The sequence below is a fragment of the Micromonospora sp. WMMD714 genome (assembly GCF_029581315.1).
GTDB lineage: Bacteria > Actinomycetota > Actinomycetes > Mycobacteriales > Micromonosporaceae > Micromonospora > Micromonospora rifamycinica.
This window is the reverse complement of the sequence record NZ_CP120744.1, coordinates 5,616,899-5,633,065: the sequence shown is the minus strand read 5'-3', so window position 1 is coordinate 5,633,065 and position 16,167 is coordinate 5,616,899. Positions and strand designations below refer to the sequence as shown.

Genomic DNA, 16,167 nt, shown 5'->3' with positions numbered 1-16,167 from the left:
GATCCGACCGGCCCGACGTCACCGGCCGACGGGTGCCGGTCCGTTGTCGTTGAACCGGAAGCTGCTCGTCGGCTCGGCGTCGCCCAGCTCCTCGAGGATGAGACCGTACCGGGACGAGTGGCGCAGGAACGCACCGGCACTACTGATCAGGTACGACGGGGTGGTGCCGGCGGCGGTCATGATCTCGAACTGCTGGCGGGGGTCGTCAGCCTTGCAGGTGGCGGCCTGCACCACCAGCGGCTGCGTGTTGCCCGGGTTGTGCACCCGCCAGCACAGCGGCCCGGCACTCGACCGCGAGTACGCCTTGAGGAGGTACCGCTGCCCGCCCACCGGGGTCGGCACGAAGAGCTGCCGACCCTGGTCGTCGTCGACCTCGGCCAGCCGCCCCGAGTCGGTCAGCGACAGGCCGCCCTCGAACGCGCCGACCCGCACGATCGTGTACTGGCGGTTGCCCGACAACCCACGCGGCGCGGTGCTGGTCTTCGGCGGCGTGGCCGACAACCCCGCCGGCACGGCCACCGCCTGCTGCTCCACCGGGGCCGGTGGCACGTCGCCGCCACCCGGCCGGGTGTCCACGGCGCAGGCGGCCAGCGCACCGGTCAGGGCCAGCAGGCCGGCGCCGGTGAACCATCGCTTCATCGACATTGTCCGCTCCTCAGGATGGGTGGTGTGGGCGGCGGGTCGCGTCGACCTGTCGTCCTCGCCGGTGGGCGATTCACCCGTCAGGACGTCCGCCACGGCCACCCGGTTTCACCTCCGCCGAGATTTCTCCGCCGACCCGCCGATCCGCCGATCCGCCGACCCGCCGATCTGCCGCCGCGCCCGCTGATCCGCCGGTCCACCGCCGGGCGTGGGGCGGGCGGGGTGACCCGGAACGGCGCGCGGCGGACGGGCCGGATCCGCGGCGGAGTTTTGGGATGCTGTGATGATCCGGCTCGACATCGCCCGACTGGAAGGGAACCTCCGATGGCAAAGGTCATCTCCACCCTGTTCACCTCGGCCGACGGGGTGGCCGAGATCGACCCCGACTGGCACTTCCCGTACTTCGACGACAACATGGGACGGGCGGTCACCGAGGACTACGGCACCGCCGACGTGCTGCTGTTCGGCCGGGAGACCTACGACAGCTTCGCCGGGGCGTGGCCCGACCGGGAGGCCGCGGGCGGCGACGACGCGCCCTTCGCCAAGCAGCTCGGCGACCTGCGCAAGGTGGTCGCCTCGCGGCAGCCCCGGGAGCTCTCCTGGCGCAACTCCGAGCTGCTCGACGGGGATCTCGTCGAGGCCGTCACCGCCCTGCGCGACGACCCCGGGGTGGGGGGCGTCCTCATCCCCGGCTCGATCTCGGTGGTGCAGCAGCTGTTGGCCGCCGGGCTGGTCGACGAACTGCGGCTGCTGGTGCACCCGGTCGCGGCGCGCAAGGGCCGCCGGCTGTTCGACGACGGGGACACGCCGTACCACCTGCGGGTGACGGCGACCGAGGCGTACCCGACCGGGGTGATCCGGGTGATCTACGCGCCGGCCGGTGCGCCCGCCGCCGCCGACTACGACGCGGCCAAGGAGCAGTTGGCCGCCGGGGAGTAGCCCCCGTCCGCGCGGACCGCCCGGCCCCGCCGGCCACCGGTGTCGCGTGCCGCCGGCCGCCACCGACGTCGGGTGGCGTCGGCCCGGTCGGTGGTCCGCGCGGCGACGCCGCCGACCTGTCAGGCCGGCGGCCGGTGGCCCAGCTCGGCGGCGGTACGGCCGCCCTGGGCACGCAACCAGTGGACCAACTCGACGGCACCACGCCGGACGGCCGCGTCCAGCGCCGTGCGGTGCTCCCACGGTGGCACCCAGTCGAGCCGCGCGCCCCGCTCCCACAGATGGGCGGCGCAGGACTGCCGACCGCCGTGACACGCTCCCCAGAACGCCGCGTCGACCTCGCCCGACGACGGCCGGGTGACACCGGTGAACGCCTGCTCCACCCGGTCGAGCAGGCCGAGCGTGGCCGCGTCGGTGAGGGTGGTGCGGGCACCCCGGACGACGAGCCGGTATCCGGCCCGCCACTGGGCGAAGGCCCGCGCGTCGGCGAGCGGCGTGCCCCCGCCGATCACGCCCCCGGGCGCCTCGATGTCGGCACCGGCATCCAGGAGCGCGTCGATGACGTCCACGTCGTCGCAGCTGGCCGCCCAGTGCAGCGGGGTTTCGCGGTGCGGGCCGGCGAACCGAGCGTCGACGTCGGCACCGGCGGCGACCAGGACGGCCACGGTGGCGGCGCCGTGCGGAAACCGGCCCGGCCAGTCGGTGACCACGTGCAGCAGCGTGCGGGACCTGACCCCGGGGACGTCCGGGCCGGCCGGCCGGTCGACGAGGCGCGCGGTGGCCAGCCCCGGGTGCGCGGTGAGCAGCCGCCGCAGCGTGGTGAGGTCACCGCCGCGGATCGCCCCGGACACCGCGACCGCCAGCGGGTCGTCGACCGGTAGCAGCAGGGATCCACCCGTCACCCGGGCGACCCTACCCGGCGGCGTCCGGAGGCACCGGCCCGGCGGTCAGCCGATGGCCGGTGCGCCGGCTGCGGAACCGACCGGCGGGGCGGTGAACTGGAGCTGCCACCGGGAGCCGTGGCGGCTGAGCCGCACCACCGCCAGCGGGGCGACGTCGAGCCGGAACAGGGTGGCCGTCGGGAGCTGCAACACGTGCCCGACCGCCACCCGGACCACCATCGGATGGGTCACCGCCACCACCCGGCCACCCCCGCCGAGCCCGCCGTCGAGCCAGGCCCCGACCCGCTCGCGCAGCGCGACGAGGGACTCCCCGCCGTGCGGTGCGGCCTCCGGTGTCTCCCACCACCGCCGCAGCGCGTCCGGCTCCCGGGCACCCACGTCCGCCAGGCTCCGCCCCGACCAGCCGCCGTACCCGCAGTCGGCCAACGCGGTCTCGACGGTGGGGCGCAGACCGAGAGCGTACGCGGTCTGCACCGCCGCCAGCGCCGGGCTGGTCAGGCAGCGTTCCCCGGTGCTTAGCGGCCCGCCCCGGCCCTGCCCGGCCAGAGCGAGGGCGGCCCGCCGGCCGCCCTCGTCCAGGTCTTCGTCACCCGCGCCGAACACCGCCCGCCGCAGGGCGGCGGTGTGGGCGTGGGCGACCAGCCGCAGGCCGGTCGTCGGGGTCACGGGTGGATCGGTGTTCCCGTGCCGATCATCGGCTCACCGGGCTGACCGACGGCGGACCGCCCGCCGCCGGCCGTCAGTGCGCTGAACAGCAGGCCGAGCGCCGTCCAGAGCACCACCTGGGTGCCGAGGGCGGCCAGCCGGAAGTTCCACAGCAGGGTCGCCGGGAAGTCGTCCGGCACCTCCTGGAAAGCGGGCAGCACGACGTAGCCGACGATGGTGACCAGCAGGAACCCCCCGGTGGCCGCCCCGAACCGCTGCCACGGCGGCGCGTCGGCGCGGACCGACCGGTAGCCGAGCGACCCGGACCAGACCGCCACCAGGCCGAGCACCACCAGGGCCAGGTAGGCCGCGGTGCGCTGGTCGATGGTGTCGGGGTTGCCGACCGCCGGTGGATTGGCCGGGTACTTCAGGAACGGCACGACCACCGCGCCGAGCAGGGCACCACCGGCGAGCAGCAGCGCCGACCGGCCGTCGTCGGTGCCGGGCCGACGGCGGCGCAGGAGCAGGTACGCGGTCGCCAACAGGCCGCCCATCGCGGCCCCGAAGAGACCGGTGGCCAGGAACAGGCCGGCGCGCTGGCCGTCCCGGCCGACCAGCTCGTCGGCGTGGTGGTCGTCCGCCACCGGACCGGCATGGGTCGCCGCCTCCTCGATGGCGATGGCCGCGTCGATGCGCGGCTCACCGACGAGGTAGCCGAAGGCCCCCGCGAGCAGGCCGGCGACGAGACCGGCGAGCAGACCGCGGAGCAGGACGCTGGTGAACGTGGGGGGATTACGGACAGGGGTCAGTGGCACGGGACACCGAGCAGGTGCCGGCCGTCGTGCATGAGCTCGTGCAGGTACATGCCGCTGCGCGAGACCGCGCCCTGGTCGAACGCGACCAGGTAGGTGAGCAGCAGGAGTACGGCGACGACGGCCAGGGCCGCCCCCCACACGCGTGCCGACCCGACGGGGTGGACCAACGGCTGGGCGGAAGTGGGACTCGACATGGGACACGAACCTTCCCGGGGATGACGCGTCCCCATCGCAAGGCTGCGGACGACCGAGCGTCCTGGCTCGCGGACCCGTCGACGACGGAACCGCTCACAGTGGCGCGACCGCGCCGGAATCTCACCGGCTTACCTCGCGACGCCGCAGATAGTGGATCGACCGTAACGGCGCGACCCCCGACCGGTCAATCGTCACCACGTGGAATGTGAGCCGACCGGTCGGGAACCGGCGACGCGGCGGGTCGACCGTCCGCGTCCGGCGGCCCGTCCCGGGGCGGCCGGACGCGGACGCGGGTCATCGGCCGGCGGGCGTCGGTGCGGTGGCCGGACGGCGTCGTCGGGAGACTGCACCCAGGACGGTGTCGACGGCGAGGAAGGCGAGCAGGGTGAGCCCGAACAGGGGCAGCGCCCAGCCGACCGCCGCGGTCACCGGCACGCCGACGAGCAGGACCCAGCGCGGTAGGCCACGGACGCCGCCCCGGGCCGGTGGGGTGCCGGCGCGAGCGCGCCGGTCGCTGCGGGTGGGTCGACGTTGCCACCACATGCGGTAGCCCCAGACGATGACGCAGAGCAGCCCGAGGGCCAGCGCGGCGAGCAGGATCTGGTTGACCGGGCCGAAGAGGACGCCCATGTGGGCCTGGATGCCGAGGCCGCTGAGCTGGGCCAGCAGCGGCCAGTCGGCGAAGTCGCTGCGGGCGGTGACCGTGGCCGTGGCGGGGTCGACGGCGACCCGGTCCTTCGCGACGGGCCAGGTGTTGTCGACCTGGGTGACCGTCCAGGCCGAGCCCGGCTCGGGGGCCGGGGCGATCTCGACCGGACCGGCCAGCCCGGCCGTCCGGGCGGCGGTCAGCACCCGGTCGAAGGCGGCCGACTCGACCACTCCGCCCCCTGTGGACATGCCGTGATGGCCGCCGCCGGTGTCGGTCGGGTTGCCCGGCGTGGCGGTGAGGGCGGTGGAGAGCTGCGGGGCGCGGGCGTCGAGCGAGTCGAGGCCGGCACCGAAGTTCGCCCCCGCGTACCGGGACCAGGTCAACCCGGTCGCCGAGAGGAACAGCAGGCCGACGGTGAGCCACACCCCGAGGGTGGCGTGCCAGCCCCGGGTCCGGCGGACGCCCCGGGCGGCGGACAGGTCCGGCACGAGCAGATGCCGCACGGTGGCCCGGGAGGCGCGGCGGCGACGCCACCACAGCACGACCCCGCCCAGCGCGATGACCCACAACCAGCTCGCAGCCAGCTCCGAGTAGTGCCGGCCCGCCACCCCCAGGTGCAGGTTGCGGTGCAGGTCGTCCAGCCAGGTGGTGGCCGGCGTGGAGCCGAACCAGGTGGTCAACTGGCCCTGCACCCGGGCCGTGTACGGGTCGACGTACACGGTGTGCTGCTTCTCCCCGTACTCCGGTGCCGAGAACACCACCCGCGTGGTCCGGTCGCCCGTACCGGGCTGCACCGACGTGACGCTGCCCTCGGGGTGGGCGTTGCGCGCCGCCCCGACCTGGTCGGCCACCGGCAGTGGCCGCTCACCCACCCCGGTGACCGTCAACCGGTCGCCGTAGAGCACCCCGTCCACCTGCGGAGCCACCGTGTAGGCCAACCCGGTCAACGCGGCGACCAGCAGGAAGGGAGCGACCAGCACCCCCGCGTAGAAGTGCAGCCGCAGCAGCAGTGCGCCGAACGGGGAACCGCCACGGGTCGGTCGGGTGGGCGGGTCGGCGGGTGGCGCGGGTTCCGGCCTCGGCGGGCCGGACAACTCGGTGACAGACATACTCATCCGATCGGAATAGTCGAAATGAAGCCGATGGTCGCTCCGTGCCCGCGGGGTGGGTCGGTGTGCGTGGTGCCGGCGTCGCCCGATGAGATAGTCGGAGCGGCCGCCCCGACGGTTCCCGGGAATGTCCCGACCGGCACCGACGCCGGTCGGTGCGGGTATCCACGCCAGACCGGCACCGGTGCCGGAACCCTCGCCGCGCCGGTCAGGTCCCACCGGTCCGGCCGGGTCGGCACCGCCCGGCGGTGGTCGCGGCTGCCGGCGCTCACCGTGGGGCCGACACCGGACGGGTCCGGTCCCGTCGTCCCGGGGTCGGCCCTCAGCGGCGCGGTGACCGGCGTCGCCAGCGGAGCACACCGACGGCCAGGATGAGGACGACCGCCGCGCCGCCGGCCACGCCCAGCATGGTGCCCCGGCCTCTCCCGTCCCCGGCCGTCACGGCGGCGACGGCCGGGGAGGCCGGCCCGGTCGTGGGCACGGCGGTCGGCGCGGCAGCGCCGGCCGGGTCGGCCACCGTGAACGGGTACGACCCCTGCACCGGGTGCCCGTCGGCGGACACCACCCGGTACGCCACGGTGTACGTCCCGTTGGGCAGGGTGTCGGTCAGCTGGACGGTGCTCTTCGTCCCGGTGACCACCGGATCGCCGGTGGGGACGCGCCGTTTCGTCCCGTCGGTGAGCACGATGGTGGTGAAGGCCGGGTCCAGCCGGGCCAGGAATTCGAGCGTGATCTCGGTGGGCGCGCTGGGCAGCATCGCCTCCCGGGCGGGGGAGGCCGAGGTGAGGCTGTTGTGCGCCCGGGCGGGTGTCGCGGCGACGAGCAGCGCCAGCCCGGCGGCCAGCAGCGCGGCGGCGAGCCGGACGACGGCGGGACGGCGGGACGGTGTGATCATGATGCTCCGTCGGGCCGGCTCATCCGAGCACCTGCTGGCCGATCCAGCCGTCCGGCGGGCAGCCGGGCGGGACGGCGAAGACGGCGGAGCCGATCGGGGTGGTCCACTCGTTGAGCAGGTCCCGCTCGGCCAGCCGGCGTTGGATGGGCAGGAACTGCGCGGTGATGTCGGCCTGGTAGGCGGCGAAGATCAGTCCACTGTCGGCGTGCCCCTGCGGGGTCGGCACGCCGTCGTAGTTGTAGGGACGGCGCAGGATCTTCTGCCGGTCGTCGGTGACGCGGGCCCGGGTGAGGTGGGAGAAGTCGGGGATGACGGTGAGACCGTCGTCGCCGGTGGCGGCGAAGTCGGGCTCGTCGTGTTCGGCGGTGCCGGTGAGCGGCGCACCGGTGTCGAGGCGACGCCCGACGGCCAGCTCGCGGTCGGTCCGGCCGAGCAGGTCCCAGGTCTCCAGGTCCATGCGGATCCGGCGGACCACCAGGGTGGTGCTGTCCCTTAGCCAGGCCGGCCCGTCGGGCACCCACACGGCGGTGTCCAGCGGAGCCCCGGGGCGGGGGTTGGCGGTGCCGTCGAGCTGGCCGAACAGGTTGCGCTGGGTGTGGCCGGCGGGTTCGACGCCGGGGCCGCGCCGGAAGCCCTGCTGCACCCAGCGGACGGTGGCGAAGGGCCTGCTGTCCTTGACCAGCACCCGTTGGGCGTGGGCGACGGTCACCGCGTCGTCGGCGCAGATCTGCAGCAGCAGGTCCCCACCGGACCAGGCCGGCTGGAGCCGGTCGACACGGAACGCGGGCAGGTCGACCACCGACGGCGGCCGGCGGTCGTCGAGCCCGGCGGCCCGGTACAGGCCGGGGCCGAAACCGAAGGTCACGGTGAGTCGGGCGGGCAGCAGCCCGAGCTCCGCCTCGGTGTCGGCCAACGCCGGTCGACCCTGGGTGAGGCGGGCGGCGTCGTCGGTGAGCAGCCGCAGCAACCGGCCCAGCGCCGCCCGGTCGGTCCCCGGTCGCAGGGTGAGGGCGACGAACGCCGCGTGCGCCTGCGGCTCGGTGGCCACCCCCGCCTGCCGGGGGCCGTGGAAGGGCTCCACCAGACCGCCGACGGCCGCCACCGGAACCGGCTGCGCGCCGGGTGGCCGGTCGGCGGCCTCCCCGGCACCGACGGTGGTGACCGGCCCGGCACCGACGGTGGCGACCACCGCGCCGCCGGCCAGCGCGCCGCCCGCGGCCAGCGTCCCGCCGGCGAGCAGACCCCGGCGGCTGACCGTGCGGGTGCTCGGGCTGCCGGTCACGACGTCGGACCGGTGGTCGGCTGCCCACCCGTGCCGGGCGTCGGTGCACCGTGGCCGGGGGCGTAGCTCTCCTGTGCACCGGTGAACGGCTTGGCCACGGCGACGAACCGCTGGGTCCGGCCGTCACCGAAGGTGAGGGTCACGGTGAGTTCGTCACCGGCCCGCACCGGCTGGCTCAGGTCCATCAGCATCAGGTGGTCACCGCCGGGCTCCAGTACGTGGACGCCCTTCGCCCGGATCACGATGCCGCCCTGCTTCTGCCGCATGACCATCGCGCCGTCCTTCGTGGTCATCTCGTGCAGTTCCATCGGGGACACGGGCGTGGCGGCCGAGGCCAGCGTCACGTCGGTGTCGCCGTCGTTGACCAGGGTTCCGAAGACCGCCGTCATGCCCCTGTCGGCCGCCTTGACCCACGGATCGCGGATACCGAGCACCCCCGCCGGGCTCGCCGTCGCCGACGCCGCCGGGCCCGACCGCGCGGTCGCCGACGGGTCGGAGGGGCCGCAGCCGGCGACGCCGACCGCCAGCACCGCCGCGCAGGCGGTGGCCAGGACGCCGGGCGCACGACGGCGCTGCCCCAGGTGACCGGTGGTACGCATGGTTTTCCTCCGTTATGTTGGCTTCTGCCCCGTTGGTCGGTCAGCGGCCACCGAAAGTTCCCGGCCGTGTCGATCGGATCCCGACGGCCGATCCGTCCCGTCGGGTCAGGCCCGTTCGTCAGGTCAGGCCCGTCCGTCGGGTCAGGCCGCCGTCCGGTCGTGGGTGTGCGCCGAAGCGGGGTGCGGGGGCAGCAACCGCAGCGCCGGCGTGGGGGCCGACCCGTCCTCCCGGGGCAGCCGCCAGGCGGGGCGGTCGGGGCGACCGCGTCCCGCCGGGCCGTCCGGCCGCAGCCGGGGCCGGGAGAGGGCGACCACGATCAGATAGCCGGCGAGCAGAAAACCGTGGCTGACCAGCCGGGTCGGATCGACCCGTCCGGTCATCAGGTCGTTGGCCGAGAGCAGCACGAGCGCCCCGACGAAGGCGCTCAGGGTCGGCAGTAACCCGCTGGTGGGGGTGCGCCGGGCCGCCACGAAGAGGAAACCCGCCCCGACGGCGATGTTCCACGCGGCGGACTCGTGCCACAGGTGTCCCGACGTCAGGGTGTCGAGCGCGCCGTGGGCGTGGCCGCCGGCCGGACCCCGACCGACCTGGACCAGCCCCAGCACCAGTTGCAGGGCGCCGATCAGGGCCAGCCCGGCGCGCAGGCTGAGCACCAGGCGCTCCCGCCACCGCCGGGGCGCGGGCAGCGCGGCCAGGACGACCCCGGCGAGATCGCGGCCGACGAGCGCGGGGCGGGACCGGTCGGGTTCGGGGCCGACGAGCGCGGGACGGGACCGGTCGGGTTCGGGGCCGGGGGGCGGGGGAGAGGGCTGGGCGGGGGAGAGGGCGACGAGCCCGGGGCGGGGCTGATCCGGGGCGACGAGTGTCAGGCGGGACCGCCGGGTCAGCGTCGCGGCCAGCGCGAACCAGTCCCGGCAGCCCGCGCACCGGCCCAGGTGGTCGTCGGCCGCGGTTCGCTCGGCGGGGGTCTCCTCGCCGTCGAGCTGCGCCGACAGGATCTCACGCCACTGCTCGCACCCCATGTACCGGTAGTCGGTGCGCGGGCGGTCCTGGTTCCCGTGCCGGGCCGGCGGGTGTGGTCCGCGTCCCGGTACGGCTCAGCCGGCGGCGCTTCCCGGCCTGCGGCGGAGCGACCGGGGATCGCCGTCGACCGCGAGGACGAGATCCTCGCGGGCCCGCGCGACCCGGGAGCGGATGGTCCCGACCGGGCAGCCGCAGACCTCGGCGGCCTCGGCGTAGGACAGGCCGAGGACCTGGGTGGCGACGAACGCCTCCCGGCGGTCGGCGGGCAGCGCCAGCAGGAGGTCGTTGAGGACCACCTCGCCGTCGAAGCCGCTGTCCCGGGCGTCGGGCCTGTCGTGCCACTCGGACAGCGGGACGGTCCGCGGTCGGGAGGTGGCGGCGCGGACGTGGTCGACGGCGGTGCGGCGGGCGATGCCGAGCAGCCAGGTACGGGCCGACGAGCGGGCGGCGAACGACGGGAGCGACCGCATGGCCCGCAGGTAGGTCTCCTGGGTGAGGTCGTCGGCCTCGGCCGGGCTGATCAGGTGGGCGACGAACCGCCGTACGTGCTGCTGGGTCGCCCGGATGAACCGGGCCGCGGCCTCTCGGTCACCCCGGCCCGCGGCCAGCGCCCACGCGGTGATCTCCGCGTCGTCGTCGGTCACCTGCCACCTCCGTGTCCGGTGCTACCGGCCGCCATGGTCCGGCATCACCCCGTCGGCTGTCACGACGGGGTGTAGTAGGTCCCGGGTGAGCGTACGGCATACCCGGCGTCACCCCCGCCCACTGGTACGGGTGGGAGCCGTCGGCGGATCACTTCCGCGCCCGGTCGTCGCGCGGGGTGCCGCCGGCAGTGGTGGGTGAACCGTCGGCGAGTTTTGGACACCGCGACTCGATGTTGGGTATCGGCGACCAAAACTTTTGCCATCTGCGTAAAAAGTTCGTGAACTGTTGCGTGAAGTCCACGCTTCGTGAGGATGATCCGATGCGCCGTCTCCCTCCGACCCGCGGACTCGTCGGACGTGCCCTCACGGGGCTCCTCGCGTCCGTGCTCGCCTCAGCGATCGTTCTCCTCCCCGCCCCCCGGCCGGCGCAGGCGCACGGCACGCTGGCGATGTCCACCCCCGCCGCCGGTGCCACGGTGGCCGGGCCGCTGACCGAGGTGGAGCTCTACTTCACCGAGCAGGTCGCCGCCAACGCGTACTTCACCGTCACCGCCCCCGGCGGCGCCCGGGTCGACGCCGGCTGGCGGCAGGGCACCCCCCGGCCGCTGGAAAAGCCGGTACGGGAGTACCTGATGGTCGACGGGAAGTTCGAGCCCAGGGAGTACAGCACGGGGTTCCCGGCGGTGGTGGCGCTCTCCCACCTCCCGGCGGCGGGGCAGTACGCGGTGAGTTACCTGTCGGTGGCCTCCGACGGCGAGCCGGTGCGGGGCACGATGAGCTTCCGGTACACCGGTCGGGTGACGGCGGCCCCGCAGGGCTGGCGTGCCCCGGTCGACCAGCCGGACCCGGCGCTGGTGGCCGCCGCCGAGCAGCACGCCAGTTCGGGACACACCGCCGGTCCGGCCCCGGGTGGCCCGGCGGCGTCGGCGGTGCCGACCGCGCCCTCGTCGACCGCCGCCCCGGCCTCCCCGTCGGCCGCCGCCACCGACGACGAGGGCGGCCTCGGGTGGCTGGCGTGGACCGGCGCCGTGGCGCTGGTCGTGGCGGCGGTCGGCTACGCGGGTTGGCGTCGTCGCCCGGTGCCGGCCGGTCGACCGGCCGGCCGCTCCGGCGGCCGGCAGCGCGGGCCGGCCACCACCCGGCGGCGGGACGCGACCGCCCGCCCGGGACGGTCCGCGACGGCGGCCGGTCGGAAGGGCACGGCCCGTACCGCCGCCACCCAGCGTGCCGCGACCACTGCCCGCCCCGCCGCCGCGACGCGGGTCACCGCCGCCGCCACCCGTGCCGCCACCACGGCACGTACCACCACCGCGCGCACTCCCGCCACCACCGCTCCGCGTACCGCTGCGGCCACCACGCAGACCGTCGCCCCACCTTCCGACGTGACCGTCGCCCCGCCGGCCGCCACCACCGCCCCGCCCGCCGGGGCGACCGACCGGGTGGCCGGCGACGGCCTTGTCCCGGCCGGTGCCGACGGGGTCCTGACCGGTACCGGCCCGACCCCCGGTTCGCGGCTGGGTAACCGGAACCTCGCGCTGGTGGTGGGCGGCCTGGTGGTCGCCCTACTGGCCGGCTTCGGGCTGGGACGGATCGGTGCCGACACGCCGCCGGCCACCCGGACCGGCGGGACGGCACCGGCCACCGGGCCGGTCGCCGCGGCGGGGGACGGACACCAGCACGGGCCGGGCACCGGACCGCACACCCATCCCGGCGACGGGGGCGGGGCATCGGGCCAGGTGACCGGGCTGTCGGTCAACGCCGGTGGCTACACCGTCCAGCCGACGACCCGGTCCCAGCCGGCCGGCGTACGGGTGGACTACCAGTTCCGGATCGTCGGGACCGACGGTCGGCCGGCGACCCGGTTCGCGGTCGTCCACGAGAAGCAGTTGCACCTGGTCGTGGTGGGCCGCGACCTGAGCGGCTACCAGCACCTGCACCCGACGATGGCGGCCGACGGCACCTGGAGCGTCCCGCTGACGCTGGCCCGGCCCGGCGGCTACCGCATCTACGCGGACTTCTCGGTGACCGGGGCCGACGGCACCGCCCTGCCGCTGGTCCTCGGCGTCGACCACCAGGTTCCCGGTGCGCAGACGCCGGCCCCGCTGCCGGCGGCCCAGCCGACGGCGACGGCCGGGCCGTTCGCGGTGACGATGACCGGCACCCCCACGGTCGGCGTGACCGTGCCGCTGTCCTTCCGGGTCGACGGCCTCGACCCGGCGCGGCTGGAGCGCTACCTGGGGGCGTACGGGCATCTGGTGGTGGTGCGCGAGGGGGACCTGGGCTACGTGCACGTCCACCCGGAGCCGGAACTGGTGGACGGGGCGGTCCAGTTCTGGCTGACCACACCGAGCGCGGGCCGCTACCGGGCGTACTTCGACTTCCAGGTCGACGGAAAGGTGCACACCGGGGAGTACACGCTCGACCTGACCTGAGCGCCGACGGGGCGGTGGCGGGCGGGGCCGGTCGGAGGGCGGCCCGGGGTCGGCCGGTCCGTCCGGCATGATGGGCCGGTGAGAATCCTGTCCATCCAGTCGTCGGTCGCCTACGGCCACGTCGGCAACTCGGCGGCCGTGTTTCCCCTGCAACGGCTCGGGCACGAGGTCTGGCCGGTGCTGACCGTGCACTTCTCCAACCACACCGGGTACGGGGCCTGGCGGGGGCCGCTGCTGGCCCCGGCCGACGTGGCGGAGGTGATCGAGGGAATCGCCGACCGTGGCGTGCTCGGCAGCGCCGACGCGGTGCTGTCGGGATACCAGGGCGACCCGGCGATGGGTGCGGTGATCCTCGCCGCGGTGGAGCGGATCAAGGCGGCCAACCCGGCGGCGGTGTACTGCTGCGACCCGGTGATGGGCGACACCGGCCGGGGGATGTTCGTCCGGCCCGGCATCCCGGAGTACCTGCGTGACGTGGTGGTGCCGCGCGCCGACATCATCACCCCGAACCACTTCGAGCTGGACTTCCTCGCCGGCCGGACGACCACCTCCCTCGACGCGGTACTGGACGCCGTGGACGTGGTGCGGGCGACCGGTCCGCGACACGTCCTGGTCACCAGCGTGCTGCACGGCGAGGTGCCGGCCGGCTCGCTGGAGGTGCTGGCCGTCTCGGACGAGGGCGCCTGGTCGGTGACCACCCCGCTGCTGCCGATCAGCCCCAACGGGGGTGGCGACGTGACCGCGGCGCTCTACCTGGCGCACCTGCGGACGACGGGATCGCCGGCGACGGCGCTGGAGCGCACCATCGCCTCGGTCTTCACCGTGCTGGAGCGGACCCTCGCGGCGGGCACCCGGGAGATCCAGCTGATCGCGGCCCAGGACGCGATCGCCGATCCGCCGACCCGGTTCGCCGCCCGCCGGCTGCGTTGACCGCGGGTCGGCCGTGTCAGCTGCGTTGACCGCCGGTCGGCCGTGTCAGCTGCGTTGACCGCCGGTCGGTCGTGTCACCCGGGCCGGCTGCGCCGGGCGGGATCAGCCGGCGTGCAGGGCATGGGCGAGCCGGTGGACGGCCTCGTCCATCAGGTCGGGCGGGGCGGACGCGTAGCTGAGCCGCAGGTGCGGGGCGGGCGGCTCGGCGGCGTACCAGGGGCGGCCGGGGAAGACGACGACGCCGGCGGTGGCTGCGGCGGCGGCCAGCGTGACGTCGTCGGTCCCCTCGGGCAGGCGGACCCACAGGTGCAGGCCGCCGCGCGGGACCGGCTGCCCGGCGAGCTCGGGCAGGTGCCGGTGGAGCGCGGTGAGCAGCGCCTCGCGGCGGGCGCGCAGCGCGGTGCGCAGGGTGCGCCGGTGCCGCTCCCAGGCCGGGCCGCTGACGAACTCCATGGTGGCCTGTTGCAGCGGCCCGGCGACGAAGAAGTCGTCGAGCAGTCTCGCGGCCCGCAACCGGAGGCCGGCCGGGCCGCGGGCGCCGATCGCGGCGATCCGCAGGCCGGGGGCGGCGGACTTGGTCAGCGACCGCAGGTAGACGACGTGCCCGTCGGGGTCGTCGGTGACCAGCGGCGGCGGGGGCGACCCGTCGATGGTGAGGTCACGGGCGTAGTCGTCCTCGATCAGGAAGGCCCCGGCGTCGCGTACCGCCTCGGCCACCCGGGCCCGACGACGCGCCGCGAGCGTCGCGCCGTGCGGGTTGGCGTACAGCGGCTGGCAGTAGAACAACCGTGCGCCGGTGCGGGCGAACGCGGCGGCGAGCTGGTCGGGGCGTACCCCGTCGGCGTCGGTGGGGACCGGCACCACCCGCAGCCCGGCGGCCCGGGCGGCGGCCAGCGCGCCCAGGTAGGTCGGTGACTCGACGAGCAGGGTGTCGCCGGGCGCGGCGAGGGCGCGCAGCGCCGACGACAGGGCGGCCTGACCACCGGAACAGATCACCATGTCCTCGGCGCGCAGCGCACCCCCGGCCTCCCGGGCGAACCAGGCCCGCAGATCGGCCCGGCCGTGCGCCGGGTCGCGCTGCCAGGACGCGGGTTGCCGGGCGGCGCGGGTGAGCGCCGCGCCGAGCGCGGCGGCGGGCTGGAGATCGGCGTCCAGGTAGCCGCCGGAGAGCGGGATCGCTCCGGCGGGCGGCAGCGCCAGCAGCGCCCGCATCTCGTCCTCGCCGGGCCGGCCGGGGCCCAGCGCCACGGTCTGCCAGGACAGGTCGGCGGCGGGTGCCGGTCGGGGCGGGACGGCCACGAAGGTGCCCCGGCCGGCGCGTGCCTCGATCAGCCCCTCGGCGACCAGCTGCCGGACGGCGGCGGCGACGGTGACCGGGGAGGCGTGGTGCCGGGAGGTCAGCTCGCGGACCGACGGCAGCCGGGCGCCGGGAACCGCGACGGCCACCGAGCGGCGCAGATCGTCGATAACACGCTCGACTGCGTTATCGTGTTCCATGAGAGCTGAGAGTAACGCTACTGTGCCCGTCGCGGTAACAGCCGACCGGTCGACCGGCCTCGTCCTGGGCGCGCTGGGCGTCTGCGCCTTCAGCCTGTCGCTGCCGGCCACCCGGGTCGCGGTGCAGCAGCTCGACCCGTGGTTCGTCGCCTTCGGCCGGGCTGTCGGCGCGGCGCTGCTGGCCTGGGCGTACCTCCGGTTCACCGGTGCCCCACGACCCACCCGCGACCAGCGCCGGCGACTGGCGGTCGTCGCCCTCGGCGTGGTGGTCGGCTTCCCGCTGTTCACCTCGCTGGCGCTGCTCGACCAGACCGCCGCGCACGGCGCGGTCGTCATCACCGTGCTGCCGGCCGTCACGGCCGTGTTCGCGGTGCTGCGCAGTGGGGAACGGCCGCCGCCGCTGTTCTGGATCGCCAGCGGCGGCGGGCTGCTGACGGTGCTGGTCTTCCTCGCCGTCGGGGGCGTGGTGCGCGGTGCGCCGGCCCCGTCGGACCTGTTCCTGCTCGTCGCGGTCGTGCTCTGCGGCCTCGGGTACGCCGAGGGCGGCGCGCTCGCCCGCGAGCTGGGCGGTGCCCGGACGATCTGCTGGGCACTGTGGTACGCGCTGCCGGCCACCGGCGCGGCCACCCTGGTCACCGCCGTGGCCCGTCCGCCGTCGGCCGACGCCGTCGCCTGGTCGGCATTCGGCTACCTGACCGTGGTCTCCATGTTCCTCGGCTTCTTCGCCTGGTACGCGGGGCTGGCCCGGGGCGGCATCGCCCGGGTCGGCCAGCTCCAGCTCGCCCAGCCGGTGCTCACCCTGCTCTGGTCGGCGCTGCTGCTCGGGGAGCGGGTGCCGGTCGGCGCGCTCGGCGCGGCCCTGCTGGTGCTGGTGAGCGTCGTGCTGATCCAGCGCACCCGGGACCGGGCCGCGACGCCACACCCACGCCCGCACCCGGAACGCGATCCCGCCAGGGGGTAGCCCCCGGGGC

16 protein-coding genes and 1 riboswitch are annotated in these 16,167 nt (G+C 75.6%); of the genes, 4 read left to right on the top strand and 12 right to left on the bottom strand.

Annotation, left to right across the window (positions count from 1 at the left end):
* Positions 1 to 18: 18 nt before the first annotated feature.
* Entirely contained in the window at positions 19 to 645 is a 627-nt protein-coding gene (locus O7625_RS24070; protein ID WP_282341754.1) for a hypothetical protein, read from the bottom strand.
* A gap of 321 nt (positions 646 to 966) precedes the next feature.
* Between O7625_RS24070 and O7625_RS24065 the strand changes: the two genes are divergently transcribed.
* Positions 967 to 1,581, top strand: a complete 615-nt coding sequence (locus O7625_RS24065; protein WP_282341752.1) for a dihydrofolate reductase family protein — start codon at positions 967 to 969, stop codon at positions 1,579 to 1,581.
* A gap of 119 nt (positions 1,582 to 1,700) precedes the next feature.
* Here the strand turns inward: O7625_RS24065 and O7625_RS24060 are convergent, their stop codons facing one another.
* From O7625_RS24060 to O7625_RS24015, 10 genes are all read right to left on the bottom strand, one after another.
* Positions 1,701 to 2,480 carry an ankyrin repeat domain-containing protein gene (locus O7625_RS24060; RefSeq protein WP_197700031.1) on the bottom strand — a complete coding sequence of 260 codons (780 nt, stop codon included), beginning with the start codon at positions 2,478 to 2,480 and terminating at the stop codon, positions 1,701 to 1,703.
* Positions 2,481 to 2,525: 45 nt separating this feature from the next.
* Positions 2,526 to 3,146: a histidine phosphatase family protein gene (locus O7625_RS24055; RefSeq protein ID WP_282341748.1), complete on the bottom strand. Its 621-nt coding sequence runs from the start codon at positions 3,144 to 3,146 to the stop codon at positions 2,526 to 2,528.
* Positions 3,143 to 3,940 carry a CbtA family protein gene (locus O7625_RS24050; RefSeq protein ID WP_282341746.1) on the bottom strand — a complete coding sequence of 266 codons (798 nt, stop codon included), beginning with the start codon at positions 3,938 to 3,940 and terminating at the stop codon, positions 3,143 to 3,145. Before O7625_RS24050 ends, O7625_RS24055 begins: the two co-directional genes overlap by 4 nt.
* The gene (locus O7625_RS24045; RefSeq protein ID WP_084261432.1) at positions 3,931 to 4,134 is read right to left on the bottom strand and encodes a CbtB-domain containing protein; all 204 of its coding nucleotides are present in this window, start codon (positions 4,132 to 4,134) and stop codon (positions 3,931 to 3,933) included. Before O7625_RS24045 ends, O7625_RS24050 begins: the two co-directional genes overlap by 10 nt.
* 60 nt (positions 4,135 to 4,194) lie before the next feature.
* Positions 4,195 to 4,263: riboswitch (cobalamin riboswitch) on the bottom strand.
* 166 nt (positions 4,264 to 4,429) lie between these two features.
* Entirely contained in the window at positions 4,430 to 5,899 is a 1,470-nt protein-coding gene (locus tag O7625_RS24040) for a PepSY domain-containing protein (RefSeq protein ID WP_348773967.1), read from the bottom strand.
* A 316-nt stretch (positions 5,900 to 6,215) separates the two neighbouring features.
* Positions 6,216 to 6,788 carry a copper resistance CopC family protein gene (locus O7625_RS24035; protein WP_282341744.1) on the bottom strand — a complete coding sequence of 191 codons (573 nt, stop codon included), beginning with the start codon at positions 6,786 to 6,788 and terminating at the stop codon, positions 6,216 to 6,218.
* Between the two features lie 19 nt (positions 6,789 to 6,807).
* On the bottom strand, positions 6,808 to 8,070 hold the full coding sequence (locus O7625_RS24030) for a Dyp-type peroxidase (protein ID WP_282341743.1): 1,263 nt from the start codon (positions 8,068 to 8,070) through the stop codon (positions 6,808 to 6,810).
* Complete coding sequence (locus O7625_RS24025) at positions 8,067 to 8,669, bottom strand: copper chaperone PCu(A)C (RefSeq protein ID WP_282341741.1); 603 nt, start codon at positions 8,667 to 8,669, stop codon at positions 8,067 to 8,069. Before O7625_RS24025 ends, O7625_RS24030 begins: the two co-directional genes overlap by 4 nt.
* 141 nt (positions 8,670 to 8,810) lie before the next feature.
* Positions 8,811 to 9,692, bottom strand: coding sequence for a zf-HC2 domain-containing protein (locus tag O7625_RS24020; protein WP_282341739.1), 882 nt, complete (start codon positions 9,690 to 9,692; stop codon positions 8,811 to 8,813).
* A gap of 75 nt (positions 9,693 to 9,767) precedes the next feature.
* Positions 9,768 to 10,337: a sigma-70 family RNA polymerase sigma factor gene (locus O7625_RS24015; RefSeq protein ID WP_067311190.1), complete on the bottom strand. Its 570-nt coding sequence runs from the start codon at positions 10,335 to 10,337 to the stop codon at positions 9,768 to 9,770.
* A gap of 383 nt (positions 10,338 to 10,720) precedes the next feature.
* Between O7625_RS24015 and O7625_RS24010 the strand changes: the two genes are divergently transcribed.
* Positions 10,721 to 12,769: a copper resistance CopC family protein gene (locus O7625_RS24010; RefSeq protein WP_282341737.1), complete on the top strand. Its 2,049-nt coding sequence runs from the start codon at positions 10,721 to 10,723 to the stop codon at positions 12,767 to 12,769.
* Positions 12,770 to 12,847: 78 nt separating this feature from the next.
* Positions 12,848 to 13,699, top strand: a complete 852-nt coding sequence (pdxY, locus tag O7625_RS24005; RefSeq protein ID WP_282341735.1) for a pyridoxal kinase PdxY — start codon at positions 12,848 to 12,850, stop codon at positions 13,697 to 13,699.
* Positions 13,700 to 13,801: 102 nt separating this feature from the next.
* Here pdxY and O7625_RS24000 read toward each other — a convergent pair whose 3' ends face one another.
* Complete coding sequence (locus O7625_RS24000; protein WP_282341733.1) at positions 13,802 to 15,196, bottom strand: PLP-dependent aminotransferase family protein; 1,395 nt, start codon at positions 15,194 to 15,196, stop codon at positions 13,802 to 13,804.
* On the opposite strand from O7625_RS24000, the gene O7625_RS23995 reads away from it, so the two are divergent.
* Positions 15,195 to 16,157, top strand: coding sequence for a DMT family transporter (locus tag O7625_RS23995; RefSeq protein ID WP_282341732.1), 963 nt, complete (start codon positions 15,195 to 15,197; stop codon positions 16,155 to 16,157). The two genes, O7625_RS24000 and O7625_RS23995, sit on opposite strands and share 2 nt — an antisense overlap.
* The last annotated feature ends 10 nt before the right edge of the window (positions 16,158 to 16,167 follow it).

Bases quoted from the DNA above. Each gene is read 5' to 3' on its own strand.
- O7625_RS24040 (WP_348773967.1), bottom strand. From the start codon at position 5,899: ATGAGTATGTCTGTCACCGAGTTGTCCGGCCCGCCGAGGCCGGAACCC.
- O7625_RS24070 (WP_282341754.1), bottom strand. From the start codon at position 645: ATGTCGATGAAGCGATGGTTCACCGGCGCCGGCCTGCTGGCCCTGACC.
- O7625_RS24020 (WP_282341739.1), bottom strand. From the start codon at position 9,692: ATGGGGTGCGAGCAGTGGCGTGAGATCCTGTCGGCGCAGCTCGACGGC.
- O7625_RS24035 (WP_282341744.1), bottom strand. From the start codon at position 6,788: ATGATCACACCGTCCCGCCGTCCCGCCGTCGTCCGGCTCGCCGCCGCG.
- O7625_RS24065 (WP_282341752.1), top strand. From the start codon at position 967: ATGGCAAAGGTCATCTCCACCCTGTTCACCTCGGCCGACGGGGTGGCC.
- O7625_RS24025 (WP_282341741.1), bottom strand. From the start codon at position 8,669: ATGCGTACCACCGGTCACCTGGGGCAGCGCCGTCGTGCGCCCGGCGTC.
- O7625_RS24000 (WP_282341733.1), bottom strand. From the start codon at position 15,196: ATGGAACACGATAACGCAGTCGAGCGTGTTATCGACGATCTGCGCCGC.
- O7625_RS24045 (WP_084261432.1), bottom strand. From the start codon at position 4,134: ATGTCGAGTCCCACTTCCGCCCAGCCGTTGGTCCACCCCGTCGGGTCG.
- O7625_RS23995 (WP_282341732.1), top strand. From the start codon at position 15,195: ATGAGAGCTGAGAGTAACGCTACTGTGCCCGTCGCGGTAACAGCCGAC.